This window comes from Actinoallomurus sp. CA-150999 (assembly GCF_050942425.1).
GTDB lineage: Bacteria > Actinomycetota > Actinomycetes > Streptosporangiales > Streptosporangiaceae > Actinoallomurus.
In genome coordinates this window covers 6,809,012-6,827,199 of sequence record NZ_CP192063.1, presented here as the reverse complement: position 1 = coordinate 6,827,199, position 18,188 = coordinate 6,809,012, and the positions used below count along the sequence as shown (strand labels likewise).

18 protein-coding genes and 1 pseudogene are annotated in these 18,188 nt (G+C 66.9%); 9 read left to right on the top strand and 10 right to left on the bottom strand.

Going from position 1 to position 18,188, the window contains the following annotated elements:
• The first annotated feature begins 10 nt into the window (after nt 1-10).
• Entirely contained in the window at nt 11-985 is a 975-nt protein-coding gene (locus ACQP2O_RS31620) for an amidohydrolase family protein (RefSeq protein WP_433171398.1), read from the top strand.
• 61 nt (nt 986-1,046) lie between these two features.
• Here the strand turns inward: ACQP2O_RS31620 and ACQP2O_RS31615 are convergent, their stop codons facing one another.
• Together ACQP2O_RS31615 and ACQP2O_RS31610 are read right to left on the bottom strand one after the other, a co-directional pair.
• Nucleotides 1,047-1,508, bottom strand: coding sequence for a nitroreductase/quinone reductase family protein (locus ACQP2O_RS31615; RefSeq protein ID WP_433171396.1), 462 nt, complete (start codon nt 1,506-1,508; stop codon nt 1,047-1,049).
• Between the two features lie 96 nt (nt 1,509-1,604).
• Nucleotides 1,605-2,108, bottom strand: coding sequence for a hypothetical protein (locus tag ACQP2O_RS31610; RefSeq protein WP_433171394.1), 504 nt, complete (start codon nt 2,106-2,108; stop codon nt 1,605-1,607).
• 228 nt (nt 2,109-2,336) lie between these two features.
• On the opposite strand from ACQP2O_RS31610, the gene ACQP2O_RS31605 reads away from it, so the two are divergent.
• Nucleotides 2,337-2,834, top strand: coding sequence for a MarR family winged helix-turn-helix transcriptional regulator (locus tag ACQP2O_RS31605; RefSeq protein ID WP_433171392.1), 498 nt, complete (start codon nt 2,337-2,339; stop codon nt 2,832-2,834).
• A gap of 524 nt (nt 2,835-3,358) precedes the next feature.
• Here ACQP2O_RS31605 and ACQP2O_RS31600 read toward each other — a convergent pair.
• From ACQP2O_RS31600 to ACQP2O_RS31590, 3 genes are all read right to left on the bottom strand, one after another.
• On the bottom strand, nt 3,359-4,171 hold the full coding sequence (locus ACQP2O_RS31600) for a tyrosine-type recombinase/integrase (RefSeq protein WP_433191223.1): 813 nt from the start codon (nt 4,169-4,171) through the stop codon (nt 3,359-3,361).
• A gap of 716 nt (nt 4,172-4,887) precedes the next feature.
• Nucleotides 4,888-5,565, bottom strand: a complete 678-nt coding sequence (locus ACQP2O_RS31595) for a response regulator (RefSeq protein ID WP_433171390.1) — start codon at nt 5,563-5,565, stop codon at nt 4,888-4,890.
• Nucleotides 5,562-6,701 (bottom strand): sensor histidine kinase, encoded by a 1,140-nt coding sequence (locus ACQP2O_RS31590; RefSeq protein WP_433191221.1) that lies wholly within the window; start codon nt 6,699-6,701, stop codon nt 5,562-5,564. Before ACQP2O_RS31590 ends, ACQP2O_RS31595 begins: the two co-directional genes overlap by 4 nt.
• Nucleotides 6,702-6,885: 184 nt before the next feature.
• On the opposite strand from ACQP2O_RS31590, the gene ACQP2O_RS31585 reads away from it, so the two are divergent.
• Genes ACQP2O_RS31585 through ACQP2O_RS31570 form a run of 4 tightly spaced genes read left to right on the top strand, consistent with a single transcriptional unit; the run spans nt 6,886 to nt 9,513 of the window.
• Nucleotides 6,886-7,590 carry a hypothetical protein gene (locus ACQP2O_RS31585; protein WP_433171388.1) on the top strand — a complete coding sequence of 235 codons (705 nt, stop codon included), beginning with the start codon at nt 6,886-6,888 and terminating at the stop codon, nt 7,588-7,590.
• Nucleotides 7,587-8,399, top strand: coding sequence for a hypothetical protein (locus ACQP2O_RS31580; protein WP_433171386.1), 813 nt, complete (start codon nt 7,587-7,589; stop codon nt 8,397-8,399). Before ACQP2O_RS31585 ends, ACQP2O_RS31580 begins: the two co-directional genes overlap by 4 nt.
• Nucleotides 8,396-9,319, top strand: coding sequence for an ABC transporter ATP-binding protein (locus tag ACQP2O_RS31575; RefSeq protein WP_433171384.1), 924 nt, complete (start codon nt 8,396-8,398; stop codon nt 9,317-9,319). Before ACQP2O_RS31580 ends, ACQP2O_RS31575 begins: the two co-directional genes overlap by 4 nt.
• Nucleotides 9,320-9,351: 32 nt before the next feature.
• On the top strand, nt 9,352-9,513 hold the full coding sequence (locus ACQP2O_RS31570) for a hypothetical protein (protein WP_433171382.1): 162 nt from the start codon (nt 9,352-9,354) through the stop codon (nt 9,511-9,513).
• Nucleotides 9,514-9,832: 319 nt separating this feature from the next.
• On the opposite strand, the pseudogene ACQP2O_RS31565 reads toward ACQP2O_RS31570, so the two are convergent.
• Nucleotides 9,833-10,003, bottom strand: a pseudogene (locus tag ACQP2O_RS31565) (transposase); the annotation flags it as partial.
• 246 nt (nt 10,004-10,249) lie between these two features.
• On the opposite strand from ACQP2O_RS31565, the gene ACQP2O_RS31560 reads away from it, so the two are divergent.
• The 3 genes from ACQP2O_RS31560 to ACQP2O_RS31550 all read left to right on the top strand — a co-directional run bounded on the left by ACQP2O_RS31560 (nt 10,250) and on the right by ACQP2O_RS31550 (nt 13,064).
• Nucleotides 10,250-11,167: a hypothetical protein gene (locus tag ACQP2O_RS31560; RefSeq protein ID WP_433171381.1), complete on the top strand. Its 918-nt coding sequence runs from the start codon at nt 10,250-10,252 to the stop codon at nt 11,165-11,167.
• Nucleotides 11,168-12,189: 1,022 nt separating this feature from the next.
• On the top strand, nt 12,190-12,456 hold the full coding sequence (locus tag ACQP2O_RS31555) for a hypothetical protein (protein ID WP_433171380.1): 267 nt from the start codon (nt 12,190-12,192) through the stop codon (nt 12,454-12,456).
• 83 nt (nt 12,457-12,539) lie between these two features.
• Entirely contained in the window at nt 12,540-13,064 is a 525-nt protein-coding gene (locus tag ACQP2O_RS31550; RefSeq protein ID WP_433171378.1) for an integrase core domain-containing protein, read from the top strand.
• A 374-nt stretch (nt 13,065-13,438) separates the two neighbouring features.
• Here the strand turns inward: ACQP2O_RS31550 and ACQP2O_RS31545 are convergent, their stop codons facing one another.
• The 4 genes from ACQP2O_RS31545 to ACQP2O_RS31530 form a co-directional block, all read right to left on the bottom strand.
• Nucleotides 13,439-14,497 (bottom strand): RNA ligase (ATP), encoded by a 1,059-nt coding sequence (locus ACQP2O_RS31545; RefSeq protein WP_433171376.1) that lies wholly within the window; start codon nt 14,495-14,497, stop codon nt 13,439-13,441.
• A 213-nt stretch (nt 14,498-14,710) separates the two neighbouring features.
• On the bottom strand, nt 14,711-15,787 hold the full coding sequence (locus ACQP2O_RS31540; RefSeq protein ID WP_433171374.1) for an integrase core domain-containing protein: 1,077 nt from the start codon (nt 15,785-15,787) through the stop codon (nt 14,711-14,713).
• A gap of 297 nt (nt 15,788-16,084) precedes the next feature.
• The gene (locus ACQP2O_RS31535) at nt 16,085-16,774 is read right to left on the bottom strand and encodes an SMI1/KNR4 family protein (RefSeq protein ID WP_433171372.1); all 690 of its coding nucleotides are present in this window, start codon (nt 16,772-16,774) and stop codon (nt 16,085-16,087) included.
• Nucleotides 16,775-17,037: 263 nt separating this feature from the next.
• Nucleotides 17,038-17,997 carry a hypothetical protein gene (locus ACQP2O_RS31530; protein WP_433171370.1) on the bottom strand — a complete coding sequence of 320 codons (960 nt, stop codon included), beginning with the start codon at nt 17,995-17,997 and terminating at the stop codon, nt 17,038-17,040.
• Nucleotides 17,998-18,188: the final 191 nt, after the last annotated feature.

Here is an 18,188-nt window from a genome sequence, read left to right as displayed (position 1 = left end):
GACGTCATCCATGAGACGCATTGCCATCGAAGAAGCCTTCTGGCTTGACGATCTATCGACTGGGCAAATCGACGCTAGCAAGATCGCATCGCCGTACAAACCAGAGTATCGATCGAGGTGGGCGGCCAGGCTGATCGACTTCACCGAGTACCGGCTTCCGGAGATGGACGCCAACGGAGTGGACATACAGGTACTCTCGCTGGCCACACCCGGGATTCAGATGCAAGCGGACACGGATTTGGCGATCGACGATGCTCGGCGAGCGAACGACGCACTCGCCGAGATCGTGAACGAGCACGCGCCACGGTTCGGTGGTCTAGCCGCGCTGCCGCTCCAAAATCCTGAGGCCGCCGCTCAGGAGCTTCGGCGCGCCGTCAAGGAACTCCGCCTGCATGGTGCGCTGGTCAACGACCACACGCTCGGTCACTACCTGGACGAGCGACGTTTCGACATCGTCTGGGGGGAACTCCAGGACCTTGGCGTACCGCTCTACCTTCATCCGTCAAATGTGTCGGCTGACCGATGGCATGTGCTCGACGGGCGACCTGAGCTCGATGGCCCGACATTCAGCTGGAATGCCACGACCTCGGGACATGCTCTGCGGCTCATCTACGGCGGCGTGTTCGAGCGTTTTCCTCAGACCACGGTCATCCTGGGCCATATGGGCGAATTTCTTCCCTTCTGGTTCGCTCGGCTTGACGCGGCACATAGACGACTGGAAACAAAAGAGAACCTGACCAAGCTACCGTCGCAGTATTTCGCTGAGAACTTCGTCATCACCACCAGTGGCGTAAATTCACATCCCGCGCTCCTTGCAGCGATACAGGCGGTAGGCATCGATAACGTGCTGTTCGCCGTCGATTATCCATTCGAGTCCACAGCGGATGCGGTGGCATTCCTGGACACGGCTCCGCTGGCGTCTAGTGACCGCGAGAAGATCGCGTACCGAAACGCCGAGAATCTCCTGCGGTTGAGGGCCGTCTAGTTCGACGTCATCAGACCCGTGAGGTGGCGCCGGGCCGTGGGCCGGCAAGGGGAATTCTGGGTCAGGCGGACCGGGGCCGAAGGCGGATGATGGGTAGTTCCCGATCGGTCTTCTCCTGGTAGGAAGCGAATCGGGGGGAAGCGGCGATGATCTGCTCCCATGCCTGGTCGCGTTCGGGGCCTGTGAGTTGTTCGGGGGTGACGGGGGTGGTGCGGCCGTCGACCTCGATGGTGACCTTGTCGGGGTGGGCGGCGAGGTTGTAGTACCAGCCGGGGTTGCCGGTGGCGCCCATGGCGGAGGCGACGATGAGGTAGCTGCCGTCGGGGCCGGGGAACCAGCCGACCGGGTTGGTGCGTTCGGCTCCACTCTTGGCGCCCACGGTCTTCAGGATGAGGGCGTTGAAGCCCATCATCTGGCCGCTGCCCTTGCGGATCCGTCGGGCTGCGATCTTGTTGAACAGCCGGAACAGTGGCCCTGAGGGCTGGCGGGTGCCGTGAGTGCCCTTGCGGGTGTTGAAGCTCATTTGCTTTCCGTTCCTGAATACATGTTCGGACAGTGATCAGGATAACGATCAAAGGCCGAGAGTCGAATGCGCTTGGCTGATGACGTGATGCGGGGGTTAGTTGTCCGGTTGTGTATCGGAGGTGTGGCGGTGCTGGCACCGCCACACCCTCGATACGGGTCGGCTCAAGTGAGGGTGGGGTAGTCGGTGTAGCCGTGGTTGGTCGTCGCCGAAGGAGGTGGCGTGGTCGGGGGCGTTGTAGGGGCCGCCGGCGGCCAGGCGGGCGGGCAGGTCGGGGTGGCCGACCCGGTCGGTGTGCATCGGTTGCGCGAAGGCCACACCGCCCGCAGCGTGGACCGCGTCGGTGACCTTCCGCCATGCCGCGACCTGCTGCGCCGAATGCAGGCCTGGGGTGTCGGGGTAGCCCTGCCCGACCACCGACGGCTGCATGCCCTCGGTGATGATCAGCCCTGCGGACGCCCGCTGGGCGTAGTAGGTGGCCATCAGATCCGTCGGGGAGGCGCCGGGGTCGTAGGCGCGGCTGCGGGTCATCGGAGCCATCACGATGCGGTTGGCCAGGCGCCTACCACCCGGCTCGTAAGACTCGAAAGCCGAAGACATGATCACATTCCTTGAGGGAGCCGCGGTCTAGGCGGCCATCGGCCGGGCGGGAATTACCTGTCCGAGCAGGTAAATACCGTAGCTCATTCCTAGACCGCTCGTGCATCGGCTGTGGGTATGCGGCGATGCTGCGATTCAGCACTTGGGTATGCGGATCACGGGTGCCTGGAGCGGCAGGCGGTAGACTCGTACCTGCTCGACCAGCTATCACTCTTGCGAGGTGACCGGGTGGCCCGGCCGAAGAACTCCGACGACGCTGCGGACGTGGCGAACGCGCCGCTGCCGCCTTCGGTGCAGGCGGGGCCGATGAACCACGCGATCGTCCGGGTCGCCCGCCTGCACCGCATGCTCGCCGCCCAGCTCCTGCGACGCGTCGGCCTGCACCCCGCCCAAGAGCTGGTGATGATGCAGCTGTGGGACCACGGCCCGCAGCGTCAGGTCGACCTCGTCCGGATGCTCGGCTCCGACGCCGCCACCATGACCCGCACCATCCAGCGACTGGAGCACGCCGGGTTCGTCCGCCGCAGACCCAGCCTCACCGACAAACGCGCCACCATCATCGAGGCCACCCCCGCGAGCCAGGCCGTCCGCCGCCAGATCGAAGAAATCTGGGCCGAACTCGAAACCGCCACGGCCGCCGGCCTCACCCCCGACCAGCAGGCCCAAGCCATCAAAGTCCTCCAGCAGATCGAGAACAGTCTCGCCCGCGCCGCCGCCACCAACTGAGACCTTCCAATGCCGCATCGGGCGGGACGGCTGACCCTTAAGGAGTGGCATGGGAGACAGGGCTACCCGCCGGAGTACCAACGCAAGGTGCTGGATCTGATCGAGTCGGGCCGGAAGGTCGTCGACGTGGCCCCGGGACCTGGGGATTAGCGATCAGTCGATCTACACCTGGCGGCGACAGGACCGCATCGACTGCGGCCACACCCCCCTCGCAGGCTAGCCACCCGCCGGACGCGGCCCCAATCTCAGGCCTAGCTCGCGCCGGACCGCGCGAGGGCGTCCGTTAGCGCGGCCTTCGAGAATCAGATTCGGTGTCGAACACGAGGCAAGCTGGGTCAGAAGTCATCCGCGGCCAGCAGGATCCGATGAGCATGCGGGAGCCAATGGGCCCCGGCGCGGGTACGGCAGTCCTTGCCTGCGGCCACACCCCAGATAGAACCGGGGAGATGACATCTACGGGTCCCCACTTTGACTGCTTCGACGGCTCGCGCTCAGGCCATTGGCTCCCAAGCGCGCCTTTCCGTTTACGCAGCGGTGATGTCGCGCCGGCGATAGGTCAGGCCCGCGATGAGGGGCTGTAGTTCGGTGATTTGTGGTGGGGTCAGCCGTTCTTGTGCGTAGCGTGCGGTGGCGCCGGTCAGGCGGACGTGGCCGAGGAGGAGTTTGAGCTGGTCGGTGGTCGCGCTGCGGTCTTGGACGGCTTGGGCGAAGCCGCGCCGGAGGGCGTGCGGGGTGATGTGAACGTAGTAGGCGTCTTGTTCTCGTGCGAGGCGCCGTGCTTGTGCGAGTCCTTCTTGGATGATGCCGTAGTAGATCCGGTGGCCATTCTGGGTTAGGAAGAGCCATTCGCTGGAGTCGCGGCCGTGGGTGCGTCGGGTCAGCATGGTGATCAGTGGGTCGTCGTCGGGGGCGGGGAGGGGGGAGTCGCGGAAGCCGGCGTCGGACTTGCCGCGGTCGACGACGACTTCGACGCCGCCGGTCGCGCTTTCGCGCTCGACCGTGGAGGCGCCGATCGCATACCCCAGACGGGCCAGCTCTCCCTGGATTCTGCGGTGCCCCCAGATCGGGTTCTCCCGCGCCATCCGGCAGATCAGCCCCTTGAGCGACACACCGGTGCCGGGCCGCCCTGGCCGGCGCCGGTTGGTGCAGGTCCATTTGCGGGAAACCAGGTGACGGTGCCAACGCAGGATCGTGGCTGGGATGACCGGGAAGATCTGCGACCACCGTCGGCGGTTCACCAGCCGCGACAGCGCCGCGAGCCAGAGGCGGTCGACGGGGTCCCACCGCGGCCGGCCGCCCACCTGACGGCGCAGCACCTGGTTCTCGTGACGGAGCACCAGCAACTCGACGTCCTTGGACAGATCAGACCAGCACCGCCAGCAGGCCGAGCAAGGACCTGACCAACCGGTAGACCAGCGACAACAACACCCCGAGATGGTCCCAGCCAGGACACCGCTCCCGCAGCGAAATCCCAGCTCAAGCGAGCAAGCTGAGTTTCCGAGCGGGACAGGCAGAGGCGAGCGAGGGCGACAAGATCATCGCCCCAATATCGCCCAGACAAGCCTGAAGCCCCGCCTCTCCGGAGGAGAAGCAGGGCTTCTGACCTGCACTTTCACGTGGTGGGCGATACTGGGATTGAACCAGTGACCTCTACCGTGTCAATGTCGTCCCGATCAATCGCTGACCTGCGGCTTTTCGAGAAACAGCAGGTCAGTGGGTATCAATGACACTCCTTGACGTCGGTTCAGGACAGTTCAGCGACCATGGGTGCTCCCGATGCTCCCCGCTCCCGGAGGGAGCACGGGAGCAGGGATGGGGAGCATTCCGGGAGCACTGTCAGGTCATTCCCGGGCTTGTCGATGGTCGGGGGAGCCGGCGGTTCTCAGGGGCTGCTCCAGGAATCATTCCGGTCCCCCGCCTGATCCGGTCGTACGGCCTGGCCGCGCAAGGCCCCCTGAGTCTCCGTTACTGGAAGTCGGTTCGGCCCGAGGCTGCCGGCTCGATTGACCGGGCCTGCCGACGCGCCTTTGAACTGGGTCCACCGGCGCTGGTGCTACCGGCTGTTCCGTTGATCTGCGCTGTCCGGCATGAGGCGGGATTCCCAGGCCCAGGCGGTGATCTCGCTGCGGTTGCGGGCTCCAAGTTTGTTCTGGATCGCGGCGAGGTGGCCCTTCACGGTGCTGACGGAGATGAAGAGGGCGGCCGCGATCTCCTGGTTGGTGCGGCCCCGGGCGACGGCGCGGACGACGTCGGTCTCCCGGTCGGTGAGCGCGGGGTCGGGCTGGTGGGCCGGGGAGGGTTTGACGAGGGCGAGGTCGCGGAGCAGGCGCCGGGTGATCGACGGGGAGATCAGCGCGTCCCCGGTGCTGGCGGCCCGCACGGCGGCGGTGAAGAGGGCAGGGTCGCCGTCTTTGAGGACGAAGCCGAGGGCTCCGGCTTGGAGGGCGCCATAGACGTACTCGTCGAGTCCGAAGGTGGTGACGATGACCACCCGGAGCGGGTCGGCGACGCCCGGGCCGGCGAGTGCGCGGGTGACGTCGATGCCGTCGAGGCGGGGCATCCGGATGTCGATGAGGCAGACGTCGGGCCGCAGTTCGCGGGCGAGGGCGACGGCCTCGGCGCCGTCGCGCGCTTCCGCGACGACGGTGATGTCGGGCTCGTCCGCCAGGATGAGGCGCAGGCTGGTGCGGATCATGGCCTGGTCGTCGGCGACCAGCACGCTGATGCTCACGGGCGGTCTCCGGCTTGCAGGGGCAGGGTGGCCCGTACCGACCAGCCGGCGCCGGGCTGCGGACCGGCGCTGAGCGTACCGCCCAGTGCCTCGACGCGTTCGCGCATGCCGACCAGGCCATAGCCGCCGCGCGTGGAGGCGCGGATCGCGGGGTGCGGCGGAGCATCGTTGCCGATCTCGACGGTGATGTCCGTGCTGTCCTGGGAGATGGTGACGGTGGCCACGCGGGTGCCGCGGGCATGGCGGGCGATGTTGGTCAGGGATTCCTGGACGACCCGGTACACGGTGGTGGTGACGATGGGTGGCCAGGTCGGCGCCGCGGTGGGCAGCCGGAGGTCGACGGCCGGTCCGTGCTCCTCGAAGCGGCGGACCAGGTCGACGAGTTGCTCCTGTCCCGCGGTGACGGCGGCGCCGTCCTCCTCGTCGCGGAGCAGGGCGACCACCCGTCGCATGGCGTCCATGGCGTCGGTGCCCGAGCGTTTGATGTCCGCCAGGGCGTCGCCGAGCTGGTCCGGCTGCTTGCGGAGCATGATCTGGGCGGCATGGGTGTGCATCACGATGCCGGACACGTGGTGGGCGACGACATCATGCAACTCCCGTGCCAGGGCCAGTCGCTCCTCACGCCGCACGGCCTCGACGGCGGCCCGGCGGCGATGCTCCAACAGCCGCAGGACGAGCCCCGCGCCGAGGCCGGCCAACCAGCCCTGGACGCCCATGTGGAAGTGGTGGGTGGCGGCCTGCGAAGTGGTCACCAGCCAGCCGAGTCCGGTGACCGCAAGCCCGGCCGCGGCGACGGCGGCCGCTCGCCGGGGCGGCAGTGCCCGGACGGCGGAACCGGCCAGCACGGTCAGCGCCAGCGACGCGGCGAGACCGGGCTGGCCCGTCAGGTACCCCGTGGCGGCGAAGAGGACGGCGGCAGCCGCGACGGACAGGCCGACCGCCACGGCGACCAGCCGGTCGCGCTCCCGGAGCAGCGCCGCGACGCACACCACCGCGCCGATGGCGCCGTCGAGCAACCAGCCCCGGCCGCCCGCGTGGGCGACGTGCAAGTAGGCCTTCCCTCCCAGCACCGCCGCGAAGGCGAGCCCGAGCAGGACGTTGGTTCGTCTGGCGGCTAGTGCGGCCAACCGTTCCATGACAGCCACGGTGCTCAGGCTACGGAACCGGTCGCGGCCGCCGTACCGGCCAAAAGGACCGGTCCTTCCCGCCTGATCAGTACTTATGGCCGGTACCAGCGCCGGTCGGCGTGAGCAGGCTTGGTGGCATGCAACGAGACCTTGAGACGCCCTGCGGCGACGCCGGGCCCGTACGAGTTGGCAGGTGGACGTGAACCGGTCCATCTGTGCCCGCCTCCGATTGGAGCTGCGGGTCATCGGCATCGCCGCGCCGGTGACGGCACTGGCGGCAACGCTGGGCGGCGCGATCCTGGTGATCGTCATGCATGCCACCGGGGCCAGCGCGGAGCACCTCAACCTCGCCGCCGGCGCGGTCCTGGCGGGCTTCGCCCCGCTCGGCACCGCCGTCGCGGCCTCCTCGATCGTGGGGCGTGACCCCGGCGCCGAGCTGGTCATGACCACCACGGTCTACCGCCGGGTGCTGTTCCTGCGTGCCGGCCTGGTAGTGGTCCCAGCGGCCCTGGTCACGCTGTTGGACGCCGTCGTGTTCCGCGCCTTGAACGCATGGCCCGCGGGGCAGGGCACGGGCGGTTACGTCCTGGTGTGGGCCCCGCCGATGCTCTGGCTCGTCGCACTGGCGATGCTCATCGCGATCGGCCTGCGCAGCCCGGCCGCCGCAAGCGGCCTGATCGGGGGCATCTGGCTGGCCCAGTACCTGATGACGCGCGCCATCCAGGACAACACGGTGCTGCAGGCGCAGTACATGTTCATGGGCGTCGCCGACAAGGTCCCGGCGCACGAATGGACCGTCAACCGAATCGCCCTGCCCGCCGTCGGCGTCGCCGCCATCGTCGCGGCCGGCCTGCTACTGGGGCGTCCCGAACGATTCTTGGGGAGCGATACCGCATGACCACCGTCCTTCAGCGAACCGCCCCGCCGACGGCAGCTCGTGGCTGGTGGGCGAAGACCGTCGCGGCCGCCCGCTACGAGTACCTGATGCAGGTGCGCCGCCCGGCGGTCTGGCTGGTCGTGATCGGGCTGATCGCGCTGCGCTGCGCATCGCCCTTCCCGCCGGGTTTCACCAGCAGTACGGACAACTCCTTTCTGGTCGCGGACTGGGCGGGCAACTTCATCATGCTGTGCCCGATCGGCGTCGGCGCCGTCCTCGCCGACCGAGCCCGGCGGGAGGCCCGGCTGGGGCTGAACGACCTCCTGACCTCGACGCCCACCGGCATCGGCCCGCGCCTGTGGGGCAAGGCCATCGGCGCCGGCGCGGCGACCATCACACCGGTCGCCGTCGCCTGGGTGGGCCTGCTCGGCTACCTGACCGCCCAGCGCGGGGCCGGGGTGATCCCGGTCGGCCTCGCGGCGTTCGCCACCATTCTGCTGCCCGGGCTGGTCTTCATCTCGGCCTGCTCCGTCACCATCCCGTACCTGACCGGGCCCGTGCTGTACCGGCTCGGTGTGTTCGGCTACTGGATCTGGGGCAACATGGTCGGCCCGCGCTTCAAGATCCCCACCCCCGCCGGCACGCCCTTCGAAGCCATCGGCGAGTACCCGGCCGGTGCCTGGTTCCACGGCACCCTGTTCATCGCCAGGCAGCGGGGAATCACCCCGACCGGCGGCGAGGCCGTCCTCAGCATCGCCTTCCTGCTGCTCATGGCGCTCGCCGCCCTCGTGATTACCCAGCTCGTGCTCACCAAGAGGAGCCCGTCATGACCGCGCCCAACGTGACCATCACCGATCTGACCGTCACCTTCCGGCGCGGCGAGGTCCGCGCCCTCGACGGCGTCAGCCTGCGCCTGCCCGTCGGCATGGTCGGTCTGCTCGGCCCCAACGGGGCCGGCAAGACCACCTTCATGCGGGTCCTGACCGGGGTGCTGCTGCCGACCTCGGGCACCGTCGCGGTGGACGGCACCGAGCTCACGTCGCGCAGCCAACGCCGAGAGGTCAAGGCCACCACCGGCTACCTCCCCCAGGAGCTCGGCCTGTACCCGGACTTGACGGCCCGCCAGTTCCTCGACTACATGGCGCTGCTCAAGGGCATCACCGACCGGCGCGCCCGCCGCGCCCGCGTCAAGGAGGTCCTCGAACTGGTCTCGCTCAGCGATGTCGCCAACCGGAAGGTGAAGGGCTACTCGGGCGGCATGAAGCGCCGCGTGGGCATCGCCCAGGCCATCCTGAACGACCCCCGGCTGCTGATCGTCGACGAACCCACCGTGGGACTGGACCCCGAGGAGCGGCTGCGGTTCCGCAGCCTGCTCGCCAGGCTGGCCGGCGACCGGACGGTGCTGCTCTCCACCCACATCGTCGACGACATCGTGCAGACCTGCCCGAACGTCGTGGTGATCGAGCACGGCAACGTCGCCTTCCAGGGCGCCATCGGCGACCTCGCCACCCGCGCCGAGGGCATGGTGTGGCACGTCACCCAGCCGGCCACCGCCGTGCCGCCCGACCTGCCCACCGTCAACGTCACCCCCAGCATGGCCGGCACCACCTACCGGGTCATCAGTTCCACCGCCCCCGCCCCCGACGCGGAGCCCGTCAGCGCCACCGTCGAGGACGGCTACATCGCCCTGATGCACGACACCACCCCGGAGCGGGCCCAGCACCCCGGCGCCAACCGCCGCGTCATCTGACCCCAGCCCCGCCAACACCCAAGGACCAGAAGATGCCCCACCAGCCACTCGCCGCCGTCCTGGCCGCCGCCGACACCACCGGCTTCCACCCCGGCCCCGTCTACTTCGTGTTCTGGGCCCTCGTCATTGGCGCCGTCATCGGCGCTCCCATCTACCTCGTCCGCCTACTGCGCAACCGCCGCAACCGTCGTTGAACACTGCCTGAGCACACGACGATTGGCGCCACCCGTGGCGCTCGGGTGGACATCGATCACTCGCTCCGTGCTGGGGAGGCGCTCCCAGGAGCACGTCAGGCGGCCAACGCCCGGTACGCGGCTCGGATGACCTCCCCAGCGATGAGGGCATGGCGACGAGAGCTGCCGGGATCCTCCTCGACCTGCATGAGGTACTCGGCTTGGCGCAGCCGACCCGCCGGAGCCCCGTCGGGCCCGTTCTGGCGGACCCTGGCCAACTCTGGTCCTGCCCGGTCGCGGGATGGCGGGGAGCACGAGGTGCACCCGCGGAGCGGGCAGACACGCCGGTCCGGCCCTGGTAGAGGATCGCATTGACGATCTCCCTCATCTCGTAGCTGCCCTGGTGGCCGCTGACCGAGGGGTGCGCGGCCTTCCACGCCGTGATCACCGGCTCGATCAAGGCCCACCGCTCGTCGGATAAATCGCTCGGGTACGGCTTGCGCTCACTCACCCCGCCATCCCCGCACACCCAAACCCACCAAGCAGGCGTAACGCTACAAATTCACACGATCACACTACGCAGTTCGGGCATCAACTCACGAATCGCCCTCTTAAGACCAACCTCCCGTTTTCGGAACTTCCTACCCCATATCGTGCGTCCAGCTTTACGAGAGAGGTGGCCTCGGCTGCTCCTGGCGGTGACACGCCGGCTGTGGTCGAAGTCCCCGCATCGGCGGTACGCGAACGGAGCAATCGATTGATCATCGGTCTCGTGACCGCCGTCTCCGCATCGGCTTGTTATGGCGTCGGGTCGGTACTGCAAGCCATGGGATCCCGCAGGTCCGGCCGCCGGGAGGCCGCCGCGACGTCTGCGACTCTCACCACCCAGCGTGGCGGTCCCAGCCTCTCCTCCACTGCGAAGGCTGCCGTGACCTGGGAGTTCATGGTCGGAACCGTGCTCGACATCGTCGGCTTCGGGCTCGGCGCGCTGGCCGCCAGGCTGCTGCCGCTGTTCCTGTCCCAGACCGTGATCAGCGCCAACCTGGTGATTACCGCGGTGCTGGGCATCAAGCTGCTGGGGGTCAGGCTGAACCGGCGGGAGTGGGCCTCCATCGCCGTGGTCTGCTCGGCGCTGGTGATGCTGGCCGGCGCCGCGGGCCCCGAGGGTGGTGGCCGCACCCCGATATCCACCCACTGGTGGCTGCTGGCGGCCTCCGTGCTGCTGATCGGCGGCGGCACCCTGGCAGTGCGCTGGATGGGATCGAACGCCGCGATCCTGGCAGGCCTGCTGTCCGGCCTGGGCTTCGGCGTGGTCGGCATCGGGGTGCGGGTGCTGGACGGCGCCGACCCGCTCGATGCCGGCGCGCTGCTGACCGACCCGGCTCTGTACGCCATCCTGGTCGGCGGCGTCGGTGGCATGTATCTCCATACCGTCGCCCTGCAGATCGGCTCGGTCAACGGTGCCACGGCGGCCCTGGTCGTGGGTGAAACCGTGATTCCCGGCATCCTCGGCGTCATGTGGCTCGGCGACGCCTCACGCCCGGGCTACGCCTGGGTGGCGGTCTTCGGCTTCGTGCTGGCCGTGGCAGGTGCTGTCGCTGTCGCGTGGTTCGGCGAGCCGGAGGATGCCCTGGCCCAGGACCGGCAGCCGGAGGCACTCACAACCTCGGGCTGACCCGCGAATCCGTCGGCTGTCATCGGTCTCGGGCCGGGACGCCTGGAGCCGACGAATGCCTGCGTACGACCGGAATCTCCCGGTCGGCGTCACCAGCCACCAAGACGTGATCAAGACCCTTGGCGAACACACCCCCGCGACATCCGCCTGGAGGGGTGCGTGGCCTGGACAGAAATCCCGCCAGCGGACACCGCTTGGACAAACCAGACAGCGTTTGGATAGCGGATCCCGTTCCCTATAATGGCTGTAGAGATCGTAGATGAGCAGCCCCAGCTGGGATGATTCGGCTAGTTGAGCAGTCCTACGACGCTCTGTGGTGTGGTGCTTCAGCAGCGAAACGCACACGGCGCCATCCGCTTGGCTGATGGCGGCCCTGGTCAGACGCACGGCTGCTCAGATATACCGGCCACTGCTCATGTAGTGCTCAACTATGGAGCCGACTGCTCATCTAATCGGTTTCCTGCAATGGGCCTGGGGATATGCCCGTGCGTCTACCGCTGATATGCCAGCTTGGCCGCCGCCCAGGCCAGTAGAGCCTGTGTACGGCAACGCTGCAGGTCAAACGCAATCTGTCTATGCCGATGCCTCACCCGACTCATATAAAGAACCCATCTATCGAATGACGGTCGCTGGCCGTGCCGGCCCACCGCCATGCCAGTGCCTGTGCCGCTTGAATATCGGGTCACGTGACCTGAGTTCCGAGTACTGCATCGCGACGAATTGCGCATAGTCCTTGAAAATCATCTGTCGGCCCGCTCGGCGCCCGCGTGGGCCGAGACCCTCACCGAGCTCGAGGCGCCGGCAGGCCCAGTCAACGACCTCGCCGCAGGCACAGCGCCGCCATTCGACGTCGGCTCGACTGAGATCAAGGACGTACGAAGGTCGGCCTGATCCCGATCGCGATCAGGTGGACGAGCGCTGAACCAGATGCGGAGTGTTCCTGTCCCGCTCGAAAACTCGGTTTCGTGAGGTGACCTGGTGTTTCGCGGCGGGATCACCGCCGATGCTGGGACCATCTCGAGGTGCTGCTGTCGGTCGTCTACCGCTTGTTCGGGTGCCTGTTCGGCCTGCTGGCGGCGCTGGTCCGGTCTGATCTGTCTAAGGACGTCGAGCTGCTCGTGCTTCGCCATGAGAACCAGGTACTGCGCCGTCAGGCCGGAGGCCGACCGCGGTGGGGTCATACCGACCGGCTCTGGCTTGCGGCGCTGTCACGGCTGGTGAAGCGCCGCCGCTGGGCCGAGATCTTCCCGGTCACCCCGGCCGCGATCTTGCGCTGGCACCGCGCCTGATCGCCCGCAAGTGGACCTACACCGACCGGCGCCGGCCAGGGCGACCAGCCACCAAGGCGTCGATCAAGACCCTGATCCTCCGGATGGCGCGGGAGAATCCGACCTGGGGGCATAGGCGGATCCAGGGCGAGTTGGCACGCCTGGGATATGCGATCGCCGCCTCCACGGTATGGGAGATCCTGCACACCAACGGCATCGACCCCGCGCCTCGCCGGGCGGGGCCGACCTGGCAGCAGTTCCTGGCCGCCCAGGCGCATGCCATCATCGCCACCGCGTTCGGGGAGGTGTTCAAAGCCGAAGGACTGCGGATCATTACCACCCTGCCGCAGACGCCGCGGATGAACGCCATCTGCGAACGCGTCATCGGAACCCTCCACCGTGAGCTCCTGGACCGGATCTTGATCCTCGGCGAACGCCACCTGGCCCTGGTGCTCGGCGAGTACCTGATCCATTACAACGCTTCCCGACCGCCCCAATCCCGGCAACAACGGCCACCGGACCTTGAAACGCTGCCGACCCGGGACGCGGCCAGCCTCACCGACCTGCAGACCATCCGGCGAAGATCTGTCGTGACGGGCGTGATCAGCGAATACCACCACGCCGCATAGCCGCAGCTCAGGCCACGTGACCCAATATTCGAGCGGCACACGCTCGCCGCCTGCATTGACGACGTCCACCGTCACGCGGACAACCTGACCGACAAGGCCGGCGTCACCGAGGCCCAGCGCGTCCGAGACAGCGCCCGGCAGTACCTCGCCGAGCACGGCACCGACATCCTTAATCGGCTTACCGAGCGGCCCGAACCGTAGCCGCCGCCCACCTCCAGGCCGCGACCCGACGCTCTACAAGAAATATTGGAATCGAGTGTGGGAAAACCGTTGAGCCATCATCTATGCCACCAACGCGGGGTTACTCCGGCCCATGAGCCGGCGGATAGAACGAGTAGTAGATCGTTTCGGAGCCGTCCGCCAGGATCCCGGGTTCACTCGTATTCGGTGCCGTTCTTTCGGGTGAGGTAGGCACCGGAAACGAACTTGGCGATCGCCCGACCTCCGACGACGGCGCTGTACCGCTCACGGGCGGGCCGTACGACGAGCCCCTCACGGATGTGCAGCTCCTTACCGGAGACCGTCTCGCGGCCGTTCGCCAGCTCCAACAATGCGGTTTCGTCGTACGGGCCCTCGTACAGCAGCGGCACCGTCGGCAGGGTGACCAGGTCGCGTAGCTCGCCGGAGCTGAGCCAGCGCAGCGTTCCACCGACTTCGATCGCCGCGTCAAAGATTGCGTAACCAGGCCGCTCGGCCGTGGCGTCCGCACCGTACGTGAGGTCCTGTACACGCCGGCCGAAGACCTCGCCGAAGATCCCGACCCGGTCCGCGCCGAAATGCTCGGCGATACGTGTGGCTTCGGCCGGCACGCCGTACGCCTCGATGGCGCGCCAGTAGAGGTTGTGCGGGTTATGGGCGATGCCGAGCCGCTTCGCCCCGAATCCCTTGGACGACACGAAGGACTCGCCACCGATCAGTGTGAACAGGCAGGCGGTGCCGTGCACCTTCTCGGTCGCGGTCACCTGCTCGCCTGGTTCGAAGATGCGCGGGTACCGCTTGATGTCCTCGATCTCGATCCAGGGGAGTAGGTCGGGAGCGGCCACCATGTCGCCGGACATGTGCACCGGCACCGCGGGCACCCACTTCGTCACCCCGAGCTCGGCCGCGAAGTCATGTCCGTCGACCGTGGAAAGGTCGACCCCGGCAAGGCGTTTCGGCACGCAGACGATGCCCTGTGACAGCTCGCCCCGCAGCCGGATGGCCTTTACCCGGCTGCGCTCCGGACCCGCGAGTCGGCCGGTCAGCCCGAGTTCGGCGATCAGTTCGGTTGGTAGTAGGGAGCCTTCCGGGATGTACAGCGCCCAGTCACCGGTCCGGAACTGTCCCTTGGCCACGACGGCGCGGTAGAGCCCGACCTGTGCCAGCTCCAGCGCGTCGGCATTGGGATGAGCGTGGACGGTCAGCCGTTCGGCGGTTACCTGTAGCGTCGCCATTGAGACTCCTTTTCAGCGATCGTCGGATTAGAGTCCCAGCATGCTCGGCGTATGGCAACACGTTTAGTACCCCGTTGCCGTCATGCTCGCGATGGCCTAACGCAGATGCCGTTGATTAACCGACGGGCCCGACCTCGTCGGGCTGCCTATTCCGGTCCAATTCCTGCTTATCGACCGCTTCGCAGCCTGTGGGTGCCCGTAATTCGGTTTCCCCTATGCGACCTGGGTGTACTCGTGGAGGAGGCCACCGAGTCTGTCTCGCCGGATGATCTCCATATCGGCGTCGGCGTCGGCTTTGGTGGGGTTGGGGAGTGGTCGGAGTGGGCTGGTTTGGTTCAGCGCCCGGTGTGGCCGGTGGCTGTTGTAGTGGGACTCGTATTCGGCGAGGATCTTGCGCAGGTGGTGGGCGTTGATGATGAGGATCCGGTCGAGGAGTTCGCGGCGTACGTTGCCGATCCAGCGTTCGGTGATCGCGTTCATCCGTGGAGCCTGCGGAGCGGTGAGCACTACATCGATCCCTTCGGCGCGGAAGACCTCATCGAACATCGCGGTGAACTTCGTGTCGCGGTCACGAATCAAGAATTTGAAGCCACCTGCCCGGTCACCCAGGTCGGGGATCAGGTTCTTGGCCTGCTGGGTGACCCGGTCGGCGGTCGGATTGGCAGTGACGCCCAGGACATGGACGCGGCGTGTGGCGTGCTCGATGACGGCGAAGCAGTAGAGCCGCGTCAAGGTGATCGTGTCGGTGTGGAGGAAATCACAAGCCAGGATCCCGGACGCCTGGGCACGCAGGAACTGGCCCCGGCTCGGCCCGGAACGTCGTGGCGCCGGGTCGATGCCGGCCTTGTGCAGGATCCTCCAGACCGTGGCAGCGCCGACGTTCCGGCCCAGCCCAGCGATCTCCCCGGCGATCCGGCGGTACCCCCATGTCGGATTCTCCGCGGCCAGACGCAACACCAGCGAGCGGATCGTCGGATGCGTCGGCGGGCGGCCCGGTTTCTTGCACTTGTAGGTCCAGCGGCGCTTGACCAGATCGGCATGCCGGCGCAGCAGCGTACCGGGCGTGATCATCAGCCCGATCCGGCGTGGTTTCGGAAGCAGCCGGGTCAGTGCGGAGATCAGCGCACGATCGGCCCACGATGGTCTGGGCCGGGCGACCTGACGGCGTAACACTGCCAACTGGTGCCGCAGCACCAGAATCTCGGCCTCCTTGGAGACAGCCGAGCGCAGGAGCAGAGCGATGGTGCCGAAGAGCTTGATGAAGATCAGATAGACGAGTCGCAAGGCCACGAACACGGATCCTGCCGCGCCCGGGTGACGCTTGTATGCCAAACGAGAAGTCCCAGGTCACAGGCAGTGGCCGAATTCTGGGCACCCACAAGCCCGAACGCTCATCAGCAGATACAGGAGGCGTAAGAAATACGAGCGCCGAGCGTAGAACCAGGTCAGACGTCGTGGGCGAGTTATGGCACCGCACAGGGCGACGGCCCCGTTTCCTAACGAGATCTGTAACAAGGTCCCAGAGGTGGCTGTCACCAATGACCGGTACCCGAGGTTCTCCCGGTTCTTGATTACACCGCCTCAGAGTTAATTACGAGAGCGGGAGAATCGTGCGTACAGGGCGTTGAAGAAGTGCTCGTCGGGGTCACCGAACCAGGGACGTGGTCCGGTTTGGGTTCGGATCATGGATGACCGCCAGGCTCGGACGTGCGCCACCTCATCCAGCAGGATCTCCAGTAGGCCAGTGAAGCTGTCGGCGCACAGGAAGTGCTTCTCCTCGTCGCGGCCGAAGTTGATGATCTGTCCCTGGGTGCCTCGTTCAGCGGGATCGAAGTCCAGGCCCACGTAGTCGGCGCGCACCGGATCGGACCAGAGGGGAATCCAGCCAGGGGAGGTGTACAACGGCCTGACCACGCCCTCGGCCGCCGAGAACACCGAGCCGATCTCCTGTAGGGCGGCCAAATCGCCCTCTTGTTCCCGTGACCTGCGGAGGTCTTCCCACTCTTCCCAGAGGGCCACGATGTGCCAAGTCGACAGGAACGACAAGGTCGGCAGGCAAGGCATTGCGTAGGTCTGGTCCAGCGTGGTCATTGTGGTGCGTTGCCCGTTGTGAATCCGCAGTATCTCGCTCACCTCTGCGGGGAGCCCGCGCCCGATACGGGCTTCCACTACCTCGAGATCGGCATCCGTGGCGCCTGGTGCCAGATTGGCGTACGCGTCGGGAACCTCACGGGCCAGCCAGGATACGTATGTCGAGAACAACTCGACCGAGCGCATCGTTCCTCCCAGATACTTACCAGGAACAAAGGGATCATGCCATGACGGTGGTCTGTCCAGAACCGAACCGATGGCGGCTCTTCTCCACGGGACCAGTGAGATTCCGATGCGGCTCGGCCTGAGGAGCCGCCGCCGCTGCTTGCGGGGGGCAAGCGGCCAGTTCTCTCCCGATCAAGAACGTAAGACATATTGATGGACCACGCCGTCGACCAGCTCCAGCCGTGCTGAACCGTCCCGACGGGCGGTCAGGTGAGGTCGGGGCCTCAGCCGAGTGAGGCATAGATATCGCGGGCGATGGCGAGTACGGCGGCCTCGGCGGGCTGTTGGGCGGCTACATTGGTGCCGGGACTTTGATGAAAGCCCTGGTAGATGACCTTCATTTCGGCGTTGCCCCAGTAGGTGATCAGCGCCGCGTATCCGGTGCCCATGGGGTCGGAGGCGCGATTGGTGCCGTAGATTATGTACGCGGCGTCGCCGAGCCCGCTGACTTGACGCGCGTCCGTCACGTTGTAGTCGTGGCGGTATACCGAGATCATGCCGTTGCGGTTCGGGCCATAAGTCTGCCTCACGGCCGATGACACCGTGAGCTCGGCGTCCATTACGACCATGTAACCGATACCAGGCTTTATGTCGGGCGACTTCCAGAGCGCGCTACGGTATATATGATCGGGCCTCGACAGCTCTTCTTCGCGCCGGGACCCCGATATGCAAAGTGCGTACTTCAGCGCCCTCGATGAACCTGGCCCCCCAGATGTGTCTTGTGTGACCTTCCTCGATGACGTGTACAGCTTGATCGTCACCGGTTTGACCATGTCGCATGCCGGCGGAGCGGAGGTGAAGGTTCGCGAAAATGCCGCGGAGCGGTGCTTGCTCGCCGAGTGGCCAAACCCGCCGGCAGCGAATGCGATGCCAACCCCGCCCAGCAGAAGAACGGCGACCGATCCCACGGTCAGCCACACCAGCCTAGCCGACCGTGATCGGCTGCGTTGCGGCCGCGGTTCGCTAGGAGGATGCTCGCCTTGCGACGGTTTGCCGTGCGACGGCGCGTCTTGCGGTGGCCCGCCCGGATACGGCGCGTCGTGTTCCGACATATTGGCCATCAGCCCCTCTCCGAACCCACCGCGGTCCACTGCCAGCGGCTCCCAAAGGACGACCTGACGCTCCGCCTTCACGCCGTACGCCGTGAGCGCCAAGAAGCGAGCGGTCCGCCGGAGCGTGCGCACGCGAGCGATCGTAGGCGGCCTCACACGGATGCCGGGCCGCTGCGGCAGGCGGTAAGGAACCGGTCATCGCACGCCGCTCGGGTCTCCCTGTCGAGGCGCCCTCTACTCTATTGGTAGACAATTATGTTTGTTTGAGTCATCGTAGCGGCCCGCCCGGCCCCGAGGAACACCCCGTGACCGTCACCATCCCA